This is a genomic window from Mycobacterium sp. ITM-2016-00318, from assembly GCF_002968285.2.
Taxonomy (GTDB): Bacteria; Actinomycetota; Actinomycetes; order Mycobacteriales; family Mycobacteriaceae; genus Mycobacterium.
Genome location: NZ_CP134400.1, coordinates 4,706,962 through 4,721,467, shown reverse-complemented (window position 1 = coordinate 4,721,467; position 14,506 = coordinate 4,706,962). Strand labels below are relative to the sequence as shown.

Genomic DNA, 14,506 nt, shown 5'->3' with positions numbered 1-14,506 from the left:
GTGCTCATCGGGTCGTGAGACCCGACGCGTTCGCGGCGGTGATGGCGACCGGCACCGTGTCGATCGCGGCGGCGGATCACAGTTTCGACGGCATCAGTCAGGCGCTGGTGGTGCTGGCGGCCGCGGGACTCGTCCTGCTCACAGGTGTGGGCGTGTTCGCTTGGCGCCGTCAGCCATTGGACTTCGCAGCACCAGAGACACCGATCGGGTTGTTGACGTTCGTCGCAGGCTGCGCTGTCGTCGGGACGCGGCTGAACTGGTTGACGGCGGTACACGTGTCGCTGGCTGTGCTGGCGCTCGTCAGCTGGCTGACGTTGCTGCCGTTGGCATTACGAGCGATGTGGCGGCACCCATGGACGGCCCTTCGCGACCGCGCCCGCGGAGGCGGCGAACTGGTCAGCGTCGCGACGTCGGCGCTGGCGATCGTTGCGGCGGATCTGGGCTTCACGGGTGTGGCGGTCATCCTGCTCGCATCGGCGATCTGTCTGTACGGCGCGATGACCGGCCTTGTGCTGTGGCGGGCGGCGCACGAGCCGTCGGCGCCTGAGCTCTACCAGCCCGACATGTGGATCCTGATGGGCGGTGCGGCCATCGCGACGCTGGCAGGCGACTCGATCGACACGGCGGGTTTCGGGGAGATCCGGCCGGTGACGGTTGGGACGTGGATCGTCGCCAGTGCGTGGATACCGCTGCTGGTCGCGGCGAGTGTGCGGCTTCGCGACGGCAACTGGTGGGCGATGGTGTTCCCGCTGGGCATGTACTCGTCGGCCACGTTCGCGACGGCGGTCGAAACGGGTTGGCAGTCGCTGACGAAGGTGTCGGTGGCGTTCTTCTGGATAGCACTGGCCGCCTGGCTGCTCACCTGTCTGCGATTTCGGCGCGCTCACATACGCTGAGCGTCGATCAACGCGCCGAAATCGCGTGACGGATCTCTGCGATCACCCGGTCCGGGTATTCGGTGAGGTCTAGCCACGTGAAGCGCAAGACCTGCCAGCCGGCCAAGGCGATGGCGTTTTGTCGAATGCGGTCCTGGTGGAAGTCGTCGGTGTCGGTGTGGAAAGCCAGTCCGTCGACTTCGAGTGCCAACTTCTGGTTCGGGAAGCCGACGTCGACCTTGTATCCCGCCACGGGATAGTTCGCCCTCCAACCGGTGATCCTCGCTGCCTTCAACAGTTGGATCAGGATCCGCTCAGCCTGTGAATGGGCGCCATCGGCTGCGGCTTGTAGGAGCATCCGTGCGGCGGGTGATCCATACCGCCCCTTGTTTCGCACGTGGGCACGCCACAAGCTCGGCAGATCAATACGGCGTTGCAGCGCGGCGTCAAACAGTTTGACGTTGCGTCGAGGCCGAACGGCCGCTTCGACGACCGTCAATGCCAACTCGGTGACGCGCATGCCGCGGACTTCGACGATGTCGGCCGGCTTGAGATCACGCCTGCGTACCCGGCAACCGTCATGGCATCTGCCGTGGCTGTTCCGTGGCACGGTTACCTCGACAGCATTTGGCGCAAAGTGAGTTAGTCCGTGCCACCACGCTGCGGCCATGCCGCTCGCCGAGGCCTGCTCGCCGTAGCTCCACACCGCGGCGCGTATTCGCGCCGCATCGGTGAATGGGCGATCGTCGACGAAGTACACACCCGGGGAGATTCGTCGCCACTTGCCTGAATGAACGCGACGAGAAACCGCGGCCTGGCTGAGCCCCGCTCGTTGAGCGTGAGCGAGCGTCACCACCCCGTCGTGTTGCCGCAAGAACTCGTCGAGCACATCGCGAATGACTCGTCGAGGCGCACATCGGTTCCATGGTTCGCGATTTCGGCGCGCTCACGTGCGCTCAGCGTCGATCAGCGCGCCGAAATCACCGGTGAGTGCGGGCGACGCCTGCGGCGCGCAGTTCGAGTGCGGCGAGGCCGGTGATGGTGCCTGCGTCCTGGCTGCGCCACGCGCCCACCGGATCCTCGTGCACCGCGACGAGCTTGGCCAGCGGCCGGTTCGCCAGCGCGCGCAGCGCGAGCAGTTGTTCGCCCGCGGGCGTCCTGGCCAGCGTCAGCGCCACCCACTTGCGACGGAAGAACCGCAGCCGCAGCACCAGCCACGGTCCCGCGATCGCAAGTATTGGCGGCGCGGCGACCGCCAACGCGAGCAGCCACGCCAGCCAGGTCGCCGTCGTGTTCAACTGATGGCCGGCGCCCGCGATGTCACGGGCGAAACCGCCCGCCGCCGACAGCGGGCTGGAGAGGGCATCGCCGATCAGCGGCACCTTGCTCGCGTTCTCGCCCGCCTCGTCGAGATTGCCCGCGATGCCGCTGGCCCCGCTGTCGATGTCAGCGCCGAAATCCCCGATGGCGGCGACGGCCGAGTGCACGGCCATTCCGACCACCACCCAGACGGCGATCCACACCCCGACGACGAAGTCGCTGATCAGTTGTCCGAGCAGCCGGGCGGGTGTGGTGGCGTAGGGCACGTACCTCGAAGTCATGCCTTCGATCCCAACACAGATGGACCGCTAGGCTGACCCGATGCGCCCAGCTCTTTCCGACTACGAGCATCTGGCCAGCGGCAAGGTTCGCGAGCTCTACCGCATCGACGACGATCACCTGCTGTTCGTCGCCAGCGACCGCATCTCGGCGTTCGACTTCATCCTCGACAACGAGATCCCCGACAAGGGCCGCATCCTGACCGCGATGAGCGTCTTCTTCTTCGACTACACCAAGGCGCCCAACCACCTCGCAGGGCCCGCCGACGACCCGCGGATCCCCGACGAGGTGCTCGGTCGAGCGCTGGTGGTGCGCAAGCTCGACATGATCCCGGTGGAGTGTGTGGCCCGCGGTTACCTGACCGGGTCGGGGCTGCTGGACTACCAGAAGAGCGGCGAGGTGAGCGGTATCGAGCTGCCGCGCGGCCTCACCGAGGCCAGCAAGTTCGACACCCCACTTTTCACCCCTGCCACCAAGGCAGACCTCGGCGAACACGACGAGAACATCTCCTTCGCCGACGTGATCGACATGGTCGGCGCCGAGCGCGCCAACCAATTACGCGACCTGACCCTCGCGACCTACATCCGCGCCGCCGATCACGCCTTGACGAAGGGAATCATCATCGCCGACACCAAGTTCGAATTCGGCGTCGATGAACACGGCGACCTGGTGCTGGCCGACGAGGTCTTCACCCCTGACTCGTCGCGGTACTGGGCCGTCGACACCTATCAGGAGGGTGTCGTGCAGCCGAGCTTCGACAAACAGTTCGTCCGCAACTGGCTTTTGAGCCCGGAGTCGGGCTGGGACCGTGGCGGTGACGAACCGCCGCCGCCACTGCCGCCCACCATCGTGGACGCCACCCGTGAGCGTTACATCAATGCCTACGAACGCATTTCGGGGTTGAGCTTCGCCGACTGGATCGGCGCAGGCGCGTGAGCACGCCGGTACCCCCCGTCGCGAAGCGAATCGAGCATCGCCGCGAGCATCATGGCGACGTCTTCGTCGACCCTTACGAATGGCTGCGCGACAAGTCCGACCCCGCCGTACTCGCTCACCTCGAGGCCGAGAACGCCTACACCGAGAAGATCACCGATCACCTTGCGCCGCTGCGGCAGAAGATCTTCGACGAGATCAAGGCCCGCACCAAGGAGACCGACCTGTCGGTGCCGATCCGGCGCGACGGCTGGTGGTATTACACCCGCTCGTTCGAGGGCAAGCAGTACAGCGTGCATTGCCGTTGCCCGATCAGCGATCCCGACGACTGGACGCCGCCCCAATTCGACGAGCACACCGAGGTCCCCGGCGAGCAGGTGCTGCTCGACGAGAACATCGAGGCCGACGGCCACGACTTCTTCGCGATGGGTGCCGCCACCGTCAGCATCGACGCCCACACGCTGGCCTACTCCGTCGACGTCGTCGGTGACGAGCGATACACGTTGCGGTTCAAGGATTTGCGCACGGGAGCGCTCTACGACGACGAGATCGTCGGGATCGGCGCAGGCGCGACCTGGGCGGCCGACAACCGGACCATCTACTACACCACTCTGGACGACGCTTGGCGGCCGGACACCGTGTGGCGGCACCGTATCGGTTCTGGGCTGCCCGCCCAGAGGGTGTACCACGAGCCCGACGAGAAGTTCTGGCTCGCGGTCGGACGTACCCGTAGCGACAAGTACCTGATCATCGCCGCAGGCAGCGCGGTGACATCGGAGATCCGCTACGCCGATGCAGGCGAGGGAGACGCCGAGTTCACCGTGGTCTGGCCGCGGCGCGAGCGCGTCGAGTACTTCGTGGAGCATGCCGTCGCCGGTGGCGAAGACCGGTTCCTCATCCTGCACAACGACGGGGCCGAGAACTTCACCCTCGTCGAAGCGCCGGTGGCCGATCCCACCGCCACCCGCACGCTCATCGAGCACCGCGACGACGTCCGCCTCGACGCGGTCGACGCGTTCGCAGGCCACATCGTCGTCAGCTACCGCAGTGAGGCGCTGCCGCGCATCCAGCTGTGGCCGCTCGACGCACAGGGGCAATACGGCCGAGCCGAGGACTTCACCTTCGAATCCGAGCTGACGGCAGCGGGTCTGAGCGGCAACCCCAACTGGGACGCGCCGAAACTGCGGATCGGGGCGACGTCGTTCGTCACCCCGGTGCGCATCTACGACGTCGACCTCGCCACCGGCGAGCGGACGCTGCTGCGCGAGCAGCCCGTGCTCGGCGACTACCGCCCGGAGGACTACGTCGAGCGGCGCGACTGGGCGGTCGCGGCGGACGGCGCGCGGGTCCCGGTGTCGATCATCCATCGCGTCGGCCTCCAATTCCCCGCGCCCACATTGCTATACGGGTATGGCGCATACGAATCGTGCGAGGATCCGCGGTTCTCGATCGCGCGGCTGTCGCTGTTGGACCGCGGCATGGTGTTCGTCATCGCCCACGTCCGCGGCGGCGGCGAGCTCGGCCGCCCCTGGTACGAGCATGGCAAGCTGCTGGAGAAGGTCAACACGTTCACGGACTTCGTCGCTGTCGCAGCGCATCTCATCAACACCGATGTGACGAGGCCGGAGAATCTGGTCGCCCTCGGCGGCAGTGCAGGGGGATTGCTGATCGGCGCCGTGGCCAACATCGCGCCGCAGTTGTTCGCGGGCTTTTTGGCTCAGGTCCCGTTCGTGGATGCGCTGACGACGATCCTCGACCCGTCGCTTCCCCTGACCGTCACCGAGTGGGACGAGTGGGGCAACCCGCTGGCCGACGAGAATGTCTACTACTACATGAAGTCCTATTCGCCGTACGAGAACGTCACCGCGAAGGACTACCCGCCGATCCTCGCCATGACATCGCTCAACGACACCAGGGTTTTCTACGTCGAGCCGGCGAAATGGATTGCGGCGTTGCGGCATAGCAAGACCGACGCCCATCCGGTGCTGTTGAAGACCGAGATGAGCGCCGGCCATGGCGGCATCAGCGGTCGATATGAACGCTGGAAGGAAGCGGCGTTCCAGTACGCGTGGCTACTGGACACCGCCAAGGCCAACCACGAGGGCGGCGCCTACGAAGACGAGTTGCTCGACCGTGCGTAGCGGCAACGCCGTGGTCATCGACTTCGGCGGGTCAGGCATCCGCGACGCGTAGACGTTCGCCGGGAACATCGCGATCATCAACACGGCGAGCGCGGCGGCAGCCGCCGCCCTGGTGGGCGGGTACAGCAGGCCGGCCGCGCCAAGAAGTTCGAGCACCCCGGTGACGGTGACGAGCAGGCCGCGGACGTGCGGAGCCATCGGGCCCGACGCGGGCAGCCGCGGTGGCACGATCGCGATCAGGTCGCGACGCAGCGGGTTGACGAAGTGGGCGGTTCCCGTGACCACGAACATCAGCGCCAACCCGACGGCGACGGCCGACGGCCAGGTGCTGAGGTAGTCGACGCCCAGCCAACCGATGAGCCGGGCGGCAAGCGTTCCCACGACGAGTGCGACGAGCGGCGCCATATATCGACTCCAATCTTGACAGTGGCTAGATAGACCACCGTATAGCTTATCTAGGCACTGTCAAGATTGCGGGCTATGATGGTCGCATGAGCAGCAGGGGCGCCTACCACCACGGCGATCTCAAGGCCACCATCCTGGCCGAAGCGGCGGTGTTGGTCTCGCAGCGCGGCGCCGACGGCCTGTCCCTCCGCGAGTTGGCCCGTGCCGCCGGCGTTTCCCACGCGGCGCCGGCCCATCACTTCACCGACCGGCGCGGCCTGTTCACCGCACTGGCGACCGAGGGTTTCGGCATGCTCGCCGACGCGCTGAAGGCGGCGCGGCCCGAGTTCCTCGATGCGGCGCTCGCGTATGTGCGCTTCGCGCTCGACCACCCCGGCCACTACGAGGTGATGTTCGACAAGTCGCTCTACGACGTCGCCGACCCCGACCTGGTCACCGCCGAGACGGCGGCAGGCGCCGAATTGGCCGCGGGTGTAGGGAGCTTGGACGATCCGCGTGCCAAGGACGATCCGCAGGCGGCCGCCCTCGCGGCTTGGTCTCTGGTGCATGGCTTTTCGCTGCTGTGGCTGAACAAGGCCATCCACCACGGCACCGACCCGATCGCCACCGTGCACCGGGTGGCCGGGATGCTGTTCGGCACGTAACCGGTATTCTGCGGCAATGTCGGATACGCAGCTGCGCAATATCACCCTCACCACGCTCGACGGCAACCCCACCACGCTGGCCGAGCTTGCCGACGGCGCAGCGCTGATCGTCAACGTCGCCTCGCAGTGCGGCCTTACGCCGCAGTACAGCGCACTGGAGAAGCTCGCGCAGGACTACGGCGAGCGTGGGCTTACCGTGATCGGCGTCCCATGCAACCAATTCATGGGCCAGGAGCCCGGCACCGCCGAGGAGATCCAGAAGTTCTGCTCGAAGACCTACGGCGTCACGTTCCCGCTGCTGGCGAAGACGGACGTCAACGGCCCCGACCGGCACCCGCTGTTCACCGCGCTGACGAAGGCCGCCGATGCGCGAGGCGAGGCGGGCGACGTGCAGTGGAACTTCGAGAAATGGCTGCTCGCACCGGGTGGCGACGTGGTCAAGCGGTTCCGTCCGCGCACGCCACCCGACGCTCCTGAGGTGGTCGAGGCCATCGAGGCGGTCCTGCCGCGATAGCCGAATGGACAACTGCTGTAAAAGTGCCGTAAACCGTTGCACACCTGGTGTTGCGACAATGCCGGAGTGGCTGGACAACTGATCGTCTCGATTTCCGGCATCAGTGAGCAGACGCTGCCCGACGTCGCGGCGTTCTGCGAACAACTCGACGAGCGCGCGGTGCCGTCCTCGTTGCTGGTCGCACCGCGGCTGAAGGGCGGCTACCGGCTCGAGGAGGACGCGTCGACCGTTCGGTGGCTGACTGCGCGGCGGGCCCGCGGCGACGCCATCGTGCTGCATGGATTCGACGAGGCCGCAACCAAGAAACGGCGCGGTGAGTTCGCGACCCTGCCTGCGCACGAGGCCAACCTGCGGCTGATGGGCGCCGACCGGGTGCTCGAGCATCTCGGTCTGCGCACCCGGCTTTTCGCGGCGCCCGGCTGGACGGTGTCGCAGGGCACGGTCGATGCTCTGCCGCGCAACGGGTTTCGGCTGGTCGCCGGTCTCAGCGGAATCACCGACCTCATGCGCCGAACCACCATCCGCGCGCGGGTTCTCGGCATCGGCGAAGGCTTCCTCACAGAGCCGTGGTGGTGCCGAACGCTTGTCCTTTCGGCCGATCGCACCGCCCGGCGGGCAGGCGTCGTGCGGGTCGGGGTCGCGGCGCGACATCTGCGCAAGCCCGGGCCGCGCCAAGCCATGCTCGACAGCGTTGACCTCGCCCTGATGCGCCGGTGTGTGCCCGCTGTCTACGAGTGGCGGCCGTATCCCGCGTTGAGCGACGCCGCCTGACCGACCGCTACATTGGCGGCCATGACAGATGCTGATGTCATCGTCGTCGGTGCAGGCCTCGCGGGCCTGATCGCGGTGAAGCTGCACATCCTCACCCGCAAGTCGCTGGGCGGATTGGAAACCGATCTCGACTCACGCGTGCTTCGCGGCAACGGCGACGTGTTGCGCGGGCTGTACGCGGCGGGTGAGGCCGCCGGGTTCGGCGGCGGCGGCGTGCACGGCTACCGGTCGCTGGAGGGCACGTTCCTGGGGGGCTGCATCTTTTCCGGCCGGGCCGCGGGCCGGGCCGCGACGCGCGACACCGCTTGAACCGCGGCTAGAACTGCGTGCCGTTCTCTTCCTCGAGTACCTGGAAGTCGGTGTCGGTCATCTCGGTGAGCCTGCCGTAGTAGATGCCCCGCGCGCTTGGGTCGACGATCGCCTGGTGAATCGGCACCGCGCGGTTCGGGGCAACCGCGCGCAAATAGTCAACGGCCTCAGAGATTTTCATCCACGGTGCGGCGGCCGGAGTGGCAAGCACGTGGACGGGCTCACCCGGAGTGAAGAGCGCGTCACCGGGATGCATCAGCCGGGCCGGGTGGTCGCCGTCGCCGACCAGATACGAGATGTTGTCGATCACCGGGATCTCGGGATGGATCACCGCATGCTTACCGCCGACGCCGCGGACGGTGAGTGAGCCGACGGTGAACTCGTCGCCGACGTTGACGGCCTTCCACGACCCGCCCAGCTGCGAGGCCGTCTGCGGATCGGCGTACAGCGCGGCTTGCGGATTGGCGTCGAGCAGCGCGGGCAGCCGTTCGACGTCGGCGTGATCGGGGTGTTGATGGGTGATCAGGATCGCATCGAGATCGGTGATGCCTTCGAACCCGTGTGAGAAGTTTCCCGGATCGAACAGCACGGTGGTGTTCGCGGAACCGTTGCCGAACTCGGCGAGTAGGCACGAATGGCCAAAATGCGTCAACTGCATGCCTATATTGTGCGCTCAAGGGTGGTGGGCGATGCGACTGATGCTGGCGGTGTTGTTGAGCGCCTGCGCGCTTGCCGTTGCGCCGGGCGCGATCGGCCCTGCGTATGCGGTCCCGATGGATTGCCCGCCCAACTGCGATCGTATTCCGAACTCCGCGTGGATCGACCACACGGCGCTTCCCCTGTATTCGACCTACCGCTGGCCGGGCCTGGCCGGAATCGCGGTCTCCGCGAGCAACCCTCGCTTCAGGTTCGAGGAGGCCTGCGCCTCGCCGCCCACCCCTGACGACGACCCGCGCAGCTTCGCCGTCGCCGCGCGCGCCACGGTGCCGCAGCCGGAGGGGCAGTGGCAGCTCCAGGTCCAGGTGATGCACTGGCGCGGCGAGACCTGGCGCGGCGGCCAACTCGCGACGGCCGTCTTCGACAAGGCGGCTGCCGCGTTGCGCGGCTGTCAGCTGACATCCCCGCTGACATCGCCTTCGCTGACCACCGATAGCCCCAACCGGGTAGCCGCGGTGATCAGCGGCGTGCTGCCGGGGCAGACCGTGCTACGCGAATACTTGCTGGTCAACCCTCTCAACAGCACGGTCGTCGAGGTGGCGATGTGGTCGGTGACGCCCCCGCGGGTCGATTGGCCCGCTGTCGCGGACGCCCAGATCCTCGACGCGATGGACTCGCCTTTGTGCACGGCGTACATCGATTCGTGCCGGTGAGGCGGTCCGGCCCGGGCCGCCGGTAGAGTGAACGCCGTGGCAAAGGTGGTTGTGCACGTGATGCCGAAGGCCGAAATCCTCGATCCGCAGGGGCAGGCGATCGTCGGCGCGCTTGGCCGTCTCGGCTACAACGGTGTGTCAGATGTCAGGCAGGGCAAGCGGTTTGAGCTCGAAGTCGACGATAGCGTCGCCGACGAGACCGTCGCCGAGATCGCCGAATCGCTGCTGGCCAACATCGTGATCGAGGACTGGTCTGTCAGCAGGGAGCCATCATGACTGCTCGTGTGGGGGTCATCACATTTCCCGGCACATTGGACGACGTCGACGCCGCACGGGCGGTCCGACTGTCAGGCGCCGAGGCGGTCAACCTCTGGCACGCCGACGCCGACCTCAAGGGTGTCGACGCCGTCGTCGTCCCCGGCGGCTTCTCCTACGGTGACTACCTGCGGTGCGGCGCCATCGCCAAGTTCGCGCCCGTGATGAAATCGGTCATCGACGCCGCGGCCAGCGGCATGCCGGTGTTGGGAATCTGCAACGGCTTTCAGGTGCTCTGCGAGGCCGGCCTGCTGCCGGGCGCGCTCACCCGCAACGCCGGACTGCATTTCGTGTGCCGCGACCTCTGGCTGGAGGTGGCGTCGAACACGTCGGCGTGGACGAGCCGCTTCGAGCAGGGCGCCGATATCCTGGTGCCGCTGAAATCCGGCGAGGGCCGCTATGTGGCCTCCGACGACGTGCTCGACAAGCTCGAGGGCGACGGCCGCGTGGTGTTCCGTTACCGCGACAACCCCAACGGCTCTATGCGCGACATCGCGGGCATCTCATCGGCCAACGGCCGGGTCGTCGGCCTGATGCCGCACCCTGAGCACGCTACCGAGGCGCTGACGGGCCCGTCCGACGACGGGCTCGGGTTGTTCTACTCTGCGCTCGACGCGGTTCTCGCCAACGCCTGATCACGGCGTCAGCGCTACCGAGGCTTCGGCGGTGTAGCACAGGAACGTCAACGTCTCCTGCAGGTACAGCTGCACCGTCTCCGCATCGTGCGAGAGGTATCCGATCGATACGTCGGTGCCGAGCTGTAGATCGAATCGCCGCCGCGCGTGGACAATACAAATGCGCCGTCGATCGCGGGCGCTCAGATGATGTCGCCGTCGACCAGCCGGTTGAGGTGCTCGCGGATCGGATAGCCGTGTTCGGTGGTCTCGCTCACCTTCGTGTAGACGTCGGCCGACAACAACACCGAATACGGGCCGTCGACACCGGCCAGTCGCAGCTCCGACAGTGCCTGGGCGAGCACATCGGGCATCTCCCGCGGATCGCTCGGCAGGGCCAGCGCCGGGTTCGAGCTACCGGCGCGAATCCCGCCGATCTCCCCGTCCTTGTAGCCCTCGAAGATCGCCCGGTCCTCGACGAACGCCAACTTCTTCGCGGCCTCCTTGACCGGATCCCAGTCCGAATCCTGCGAACCACGCTCGACGTCGTCGATGTCGCTGCGCGACAACGTGAACGGCACCCGCAGCCGCACCAGCGGCTTGCTCTCCCGAAGGTGAGCGATCACGCCGTCGCCGGGGGCACCCACATTCAGCAGATGTCCGGTGCTGACCGCCGCCGTTGCCGGACCGCTCGGTTCGCTGACGTCGACGACGCGCCGTCCCGCGATGTGCCGCTTGAAGGTGCGCGTCGCCTCCATCTTGATTTCCGCCCAGGCCTCCTCGGTGATCGGAGCAAGGTCGCGGTACAAGTTGTTCATCGGGTCGTTCCTCTCAGGCTGCCGATGCCGAGTGATCCGTCCCGGGGGGCGGCCGAAGCCGCTGTCGACTCAGGCTCCTCGTGCGCCGAATTCGGCTGCGGCGGTGGGTTATCGAGCAAGTCGACGGTCGGGGTGAAGAACATGCCTCCGGTCAGCGCGGTGGAGAAGTCGAGGATGCGGTCGGTGTTGTCCGGCGGGTCACCGATGAACATGTTGTCCAGCATCCGCTCGGTGACCGCAGGGCTCCGCGAGTAACCGATGAAGTACGTGCCGAATTCGCCCTTTCCGATCTCTCCGAACGGCATGTTGTGGCGGACGATTTTGAGCTCGTTACCGTCGTCGTCTTCGATGACGTTCAACGCGATGTGTGAATTGGCGGGTTTGACGGCGTCGTCCATCTCGATGTCGTCGAGCTTGGTCCGCTCGATCACCCGCTCCTGTTCTTGCGTCGACAGCGAGTTCCACGACCCCATGTCGTGCACGTACTTCTGTACGTGCACGTAGCAGCCACCCGCGAAGTCGGGATCCTCGTCGCCGATCTGGGTGGCGGACACAGCGATCGGTCCGTCCGGGTTCTCAGTGCCGTCGACGAAGCCCATCAGGTCGCGGTTGTCGAAGAACTTGAAGCCGTGCACCTCGTCGACGATCGTCACGGCCCCGTCCATCGACTCGACGAGCTTGGTGGCCAGCTCGAAGCAGACGTCCATCGACTCGGCGCGAATGTGGAAGAGCAGATCGCCCGGCGTTGCCGGGGCCTGGTGCCTGCCGCCACGGATCTCGACGAACGGATGTAGTTGGGCCGGCCGCGGCCCGGAGAACAGCCGATCCCACGCTTCGGATCCGATCGAGGTGACCACCGACAGCCGTTTCGTCGGGTCGCGGAAACCGATCGCGCGGACCAATCCCGAGACATCGGTCAGCGCGTCGTGAACTGAGGACACCGCCCGCTGGCCCTCCTTGATGGCCGCCACCAGGAAAACGGCGGCAGGAGTCAGCGGCGCAAGAACCGGTTGCGGCTGGACTGCGGGCACCGTTGAACCCTAAATCAAGATCGTGGGCGAAGATGGTGAACCATGTCCGCAAGTCCACAGGGGTTGTGCGAGTTCATCGACGCCTCGCCGTCGCCGTTCCACGTCTGCGAGACGGTCGCGCAGCGGCTGCGGCAGGCCGGCTTCGTCGAACTCGACGAACAGGATGCCTGGCCTGCCCCGGCGAGCCGCGAATCGAGCACGGCCGGCGCCTTCTTCGTCGTCCGCTCGGGTTCGCTGGTCGCGTGGAAGTCCGGTGGCGGATCCGATGCGCCCTTCCGCATCGTCGGCGCCCACACCGACAGCCCGAATCTGCGGGTCAAACAGCATCCCGACCGCTTCGTATCCGGCTGGCAGGTGGTTGCGCTGCAGCCGTACGGCGGCGCGTGGCTCAACTCGTGGCTCGATCGCGACCTCGGCATCAGCGGCAGGCTGTCGGTGCGCTCGTCCGGTGAGGTGGCCGACCGACTGGTTCGCATCGACGAGCCGATCCTGCGGGTGCCGCAGCTGGCCATCCATCTGGCCGAAGACCGCAAGGCGGTGTCCTTGGACCCGCAACGGCACGTGAACGCGGTCTGGGGGGTCGGCAGCGGCCCGAAATCCTTCCTCGGTTACGTCGCCGAACAGGTCGGGGCCGACGCCGACGAGATCCTGGGATTCGACCTGATGACCCACGACCTGACCCCGTCGACGGTGGCGGGCATCGACGGTCGGCTCGTCAGCGCGCCCCGGCTGGACAACCAGTGCACGTGTTACGCCGGGCTCGAGGCGTTCCTTGCCGCCGACCCCACCGGTTATGTTCCTGTGCTCGCGCTGTTCGACCACGAGGAAGTCGGCTCCCAGTCAGATCACGGCGCGCAGTCCGAACTGCTGCACACGGTGCTCGAGCGCATCGTGCTGGCCGCGGGTGGCGGCCGGGAAGACTTTCTGCGCCGGGCCTCAGGCTCGATGGTGGCATCGGGCGACATGGCGCACGCGACCCATCCGAACTACCCGGAGCGCCACGAGCCGTACCACCTGATCGAGGTCAACGCCGGTCCCGTGCTCAAGGTGCAGCCGAACCTGCGCTATGCCACCGACGGCCGTACCGCCGCGGCGTTCGCGCTGGCCTGCAGTCACGCAGGGATTCCGCTGCAGCGCTACGAGCACCGTGCCGATCTGCCGTGCGGCTCGACGATCGGCCCGATGACGGCTGCCCGCACCGGCATTCCGACGGTGGATGTCGGCGCTGCGCAATTGGCCATGCACTCCGCGCGCGAGGTGATGGGAGCCGACGACGTCGGCGCCTACTCCGCGGCGCTGCGCGCGTTCCTCTCGCCCAGCTGAGCCGTTGCGTCAGCCGGGCTCGACCATGTCGTAGCGAATGACGTTCTCCACCACGACGCCGTTACGGGCGCGCACCCGGTCGAGGCCGCGGATGGCGACCGGTCCGTCCGGCCCGGTGCCCTTACCCACGTAGTGCAGATACACCAACTGTTCGCCGGGTTCGGAGCCGTCGACGGTCGCACTGTCCACGAGTTCCAATGCCAGGTCGGGCATGGCGCCCACCAGCTCGGCGATCTTGGCGACATAGAGTTCCTTGCTCCGCACCGGCTTCGGGTTGCCCTGCCAGTAGCCGACGATGTCGTCGGCGAGGACGTCGCCCGCCCGGGTCACATCCGGCGCGGCCCAGAAGGCCGCCCACAACTCGGCGCTGAATGTCGGGGTGGTCTGTGTTTTGGTCATGGACCAAGCGTGCGCGGTGTTCGCGCGAAGCTCAATTACGTGCGAGGTAATGCGGGGCTGCCTGTCACCGGGCTGGCATAGGGTCTGCCCATGGCGCTGAAAACCGAGAACATCACCTTCGACACCACCGATCCCGAGAAGCTCGCCCAGTGGTGGGCCAAGGCCCTCGGCGGGCAGGTAAACCCCGTCGCCCCACCGTTTTTCGTCGTCGTGTCGGTACCCGATGGGCCTGGCCTGGCATTCCAGCAGGTCGAGGATCCCACGCCGGGCAAGAACCGCATCCACCTCGACTTCAGCACCGCCGATCGGGAGGCTGAGGTGAAGCGGTTGGTCGACCTCGGCGCCAGCGAAACCGGCAGGGGCAACTTCGGCGAGTTCGAGTGGGTCGTCCTCGCCGACCCCGACGGCAACGCGTTCTGCGTCGCGGGCGGCTAGCAAACTGCCG

The 14,506-nt window shown here is 66.8% G+C and carries 17 protein-coding genes and 2 pseudogenes; 12 read left to right on the top strand and 7 right to left on the bottom strand.

What is annotated here, in order from left to right; translation table 11 throughout:
• Positions 1-14: 14 nt before the first annotated feature.
• Entirely contained in the window at positions 15-896 is an 882-nt protein-coding gene (locus C6A82_RS23205; RefSeq protein WP_233216858.1) for a tellurite resistance/C4-dicarboxylate transporter family protein, read from the top strand.
• A 7-nt stretch (positions 897-903) separates the two neighbouring features.
• Here the strand turns inward: C6A82_RS23205 and C6A82_RS23200 are convergent, their stop codons facing one another.
• The gene (locus C6A82_RS23200; RefSeq protein ID WP_105343905.1) at positions 904-1,764 is read right to left on the bottom strand and encodes a type IV toxin-antitoxin system AbiEi family antitoxin domain-containing protein; all 861 of its coding nucleotides are present in this window, start codon (positions 1,762-1,764) and stop codon (positions 904-906) included.
• A gap of 91 nt (positions 1,765-1,855) precedes the next feature.
• Positions 1,856-2,476 (bottom strand): hypothetical protein, encoded by a 621-nt coding sequence (locus C6A82_RS23195; RefSeq protein ID WP_105343906.1) that lies wholly within the window; start codon positions 2,474-2,476, stop codon positions 1,856-1,858.
• A 40-nt stretch (positions 2,477-2,516) separates the two neighbouring features.
• On the opposite strand from C6A82_RS23195, the gene C6A82_RS23190 reads away from it, so the two are divergent.
• Both C6A82_RS23190 and C6A82_RS23185 read left to right on the top strand, forming a co-directional pair.
• Positions 2,517-3,410, top strand: coding sequence for a phosphoribosylaminoimidazolesuccinocarboxamide synthase (locus C6A82_RS23190; protein WP_105343907.1), 894 nt, complete (start codon positions 2,517-2,519; stop codon positions 3,408-3,410).
• Positions 3,407-5,548, top strand: a complete 2,142-nt coding sequence (locus C6A82_RS23185) for a S9 family peptidase (RefSeq protein WP_105343909.1) — start codon at positions 3,407-3,409, stop codon at positions 5,546-5,548. The genes C6A82_RS23190 and C6A82_RS23185 overlap by 4 nt, the downstream gene beginning before the upstream one ends.
• Here C6A82_RS23185 and C6A82_RS23180 read toward each other — a convergent pair.
• Entirely contained in the window at positions 5,480-5,953 is a 474-nt protein-coding gene (locus C6A82_RS23180; RefSeq protein ID WP_105343911.1) for a DoxX family protein, read from the bottom strand. The two genes, C6A82_RS23185 and C6A82_RS23180, sit on opposite strands and share 69 nt — an antisense overlap.
• 86 nt (positions 5,954-6,039) lie before the next feature.
• Between C6A82_RS23180 and C6A82_RS23175 the strand changes: the two genes are divergently transcribed.
• The 4 genes and pseudogenes from C6A82_RS23175 to C6A82_RS23160 form a co-directional block, all read left to right on the top strand.
• Positions 6,040-6,597: a TetR/AcrR family transcriptional regulator gene (locus C6A82_RS23175; RefSeq protein ID WP_105343913.1), complete on the top strand. Its 558-nt coding sequence runs from the start codon at positions 6,040-6,042 to the stop codon at positions 6,595-6,597.
• 16 nt (positions 6,598-6,613) lie between these two features.
• Complete coding sequence (locus C6A82_RS23170) at positions 6,614-7,111, top strand: glutathione peroxidase (protein ID WP_105343915.1); 498 nt, start codon at positions 6,614-6,616, stop codon at positions 7,109-7,111.
• A gap of 66 nt (positions 7,112-7,177) precedes the next feature.
• Positions 7,178-7,882: a DUF2334 domain-containing protein gene (locus C6A82_RS23165; protein WP_105343917.1), complete on the top strand. Its 705-nt coding sequence runs from the start codon at positions 7,178-7,180 to the stop codon at positions 7,880-7,882.
• A gap of 66 nt (positions 7,883-7,948) precedes the next feature.
• Positions 7,949-8,191: pseudogene (locus C6A82_RS23160) on the top strand (FAD-binding protein); the annotation flags it as partial.
• 7 nt (positions 8,192-8,198) lie between these two features.
• Here the strand turns inward: C6A82_RS23160 and C6A82_RS23155 are convergent.
• A complete protein-coding gene (locus C6A82_RS23155) occupies positions 8,199-8,849 on the bottom strand; it encodes an MBL fold metallo-hydrolase (protein WP_105343918.1) in 651 nt (216 codons plus the stop codon).
• A gap of 31 nt (positions 8,850-8,880) precedes the next feature.
• Here C6A82_RS23155 and C6A82_RS23150 point away from each other — a divergent pair, with 31 nt between their 5' ends.
• Genes C6A82_RS23150 through purQ form a run of 3 tightly spaced genes read left to right on the top strand, consistent with a single transcriptional unit; the run spans position 8,881 to position 10,511 of the window.
• Positions 8,881-9,561, top strand: coding sequence for an ATPase (locus C6A82_RS23150; protein ID WP_311101496.1), 681 nt, complete (start codon positions 8,881-8,883; stop codon positions 9,559-9,561).
• A gap of 36 nt (positions 9,562-9,597) precedes the next feature.
• On the top strand, positions 9,598-9,837 hold the full coding sequence (gene purS, locus C6A82_RS23145; RefSeq protein ID WP_105344372.1) for a phosphoribosylformylglycinamidine synthase subunit PurS: 240 nt from the start codon (positions 9,598-9,600) through the stop codon (positions 9,835-9,837).
• Positions 9,834-10,511: a phosphoribosylformylglycinamidine synthase subunit PurQ gene (gene purQ / locus C6A82_RS23140; RefSeq protein ID WP_105344367.1), complete on the top strand. Its 678-nt coding sequence runs from the start codon at positions 9,834-9,836 to the stop codon at positions 10,509-10,511. The genes purS and purQ overlap by 4 nt, the downstream gene beginning before the upstream one ends.
• Here the strand turns inward: purQ and C6A82_RS23135 are convergent.
• Positions 10,512-11,308: pseudogene (locus C6A82_RS23135) on the bottom strand (family 1 encapsulin nanocompartment shell protein).
• Entirely contained in the window at positions 11,305-12,339 is a 1,035-nt protein-coding gene (locus C6A82_RS23130) for a Dyp-type peroxidase (RefSeq protein WP_105344365.1), read from the bottom strand. The pseudogene C6A82_RS23135 and the gene C6A82_RS23130 overlap by 4 nt, the downstream one beginning before the upstream one ends.
• A gap of 42 nt (positions 12,340-12,381) precedes the next feature.
• Between C6A82_RS23130 and C6A82_RS23125 the strand changes: the two genes are divergently transcribed.
• Entirely contained in the window at positions 12,382-13,662 is a 1,281-nt protein-coding gene (locus tag C6A82_RS23125) for a M18 family aminopeptidase (RefSeq protein ID WP_105344363.1), read from the top strand.
• Between the two features lie 9 nt (positions 13,663-13,671).
• Here the strand turns inward: C6A82_RS23125 and C6A82_RS23120 are convergent, their stop codons facing one another.
• Positions 13,672-14,061, bottom strand: coding sequence for a nuclear transport factor 2 family protein (locus tag C6A82_RS23120; protein ID WP_105344362.1), 390 nt, complete (start codon positions 14,059-14,061; stop codon positions 13,672-13,674).
• Positions 14,062-14,151: 90 nt separating this feature from the next.
• Between C6A82_RS23120 and C6A82_RS23115 the strand changes: the two genes are divergently transcribed.
• On the top strand, positions 14,152-14,496 hold the full coding sequence (locus C6A82_RS23115; protein WP_105344360.1) for a VOC family protein: 345 nt from the start codon (positions 14,152-14,154) through the stop codon (positions 14,494-14,496).
• Positions 14,497-14,506 lie beyond the last annotated feature (10 nt).

Coding starts and splice junctions, on each gene's coding strand:
- C6A82_RS23155 (WP_105343918.1), bottom strand. CDS start 8,849: ATGCAGTTGACGCATTTTGGCCATTCGTGCCTACTCGCCGAGTTCGGC.
- C6A82_RS23190 (WP_105343907.1), top strand. CDS start 2,517: ATGCGCCCAGCTCTTTCCGACTACGAGCATCTGGCCAGCGGCAAGGTT.
- purQ (WP_105344367.1), top strand. CDS start 9,834: ATGACTGCTCGTGTGGGGGTCATCACATTTCCCGGCACATTGGACGAC.
- C6A82_RS23180 (WP_105343911.1), bottom strand. CDS start 5,953: ATGGCGCCGCTCGTCGCACTCGTCGTGGGAACGCTTGCCGCCCGGCTC.
- C6A82_RS23175 (WP_105343913.1), top strand. CDS start 6,040: ATGAGCAGCAGGGGCGCCTACCACCACGGCGATCTCAAGGCCACCATC.
- C6A82_RS23150 (WP_311101496.1), top strand. CDS start 8,881: ATGCGACTGATGCTGGCGGTGTTGTTGAGCGCCTGCGCGCTTGCCGTT.
- C6A82_RS23195 (WP_105343906.1), bottom strand. CDS start 2,476: ATGACTTCGAGGTACGTGCCCTACGCCACCACACCCGCCCGGCTGCTC.
- C6A82_RS23115 (WP_105344360.1), top strand. CDS start 14,152: ATGGCGCTGAAAACCGAGAACATCACCTTCGACACCACCGATCCCGAG.
- C6A82_RS23125 (WP_105344363.1), top strand. CDS start 12,382: ATGTCCGCAAGTCCACAGGGGTTGTGCGAGTTCATCGACGCCTCGCCG.
- C6A82_RS23120 (WP_105344362.1), bottom strand. CDS start 14,061: ATGACCAAAACACAGACCACCCCGACATTCAGCGCCGAGTTGTGGGCG.
- C6A82_RS23170 (WP_105343915.1), top strand. CDS start 6,614: ATGTCGGATACGCAGCTGCGCAATATCACCCTCACCACGCTCGACGGC.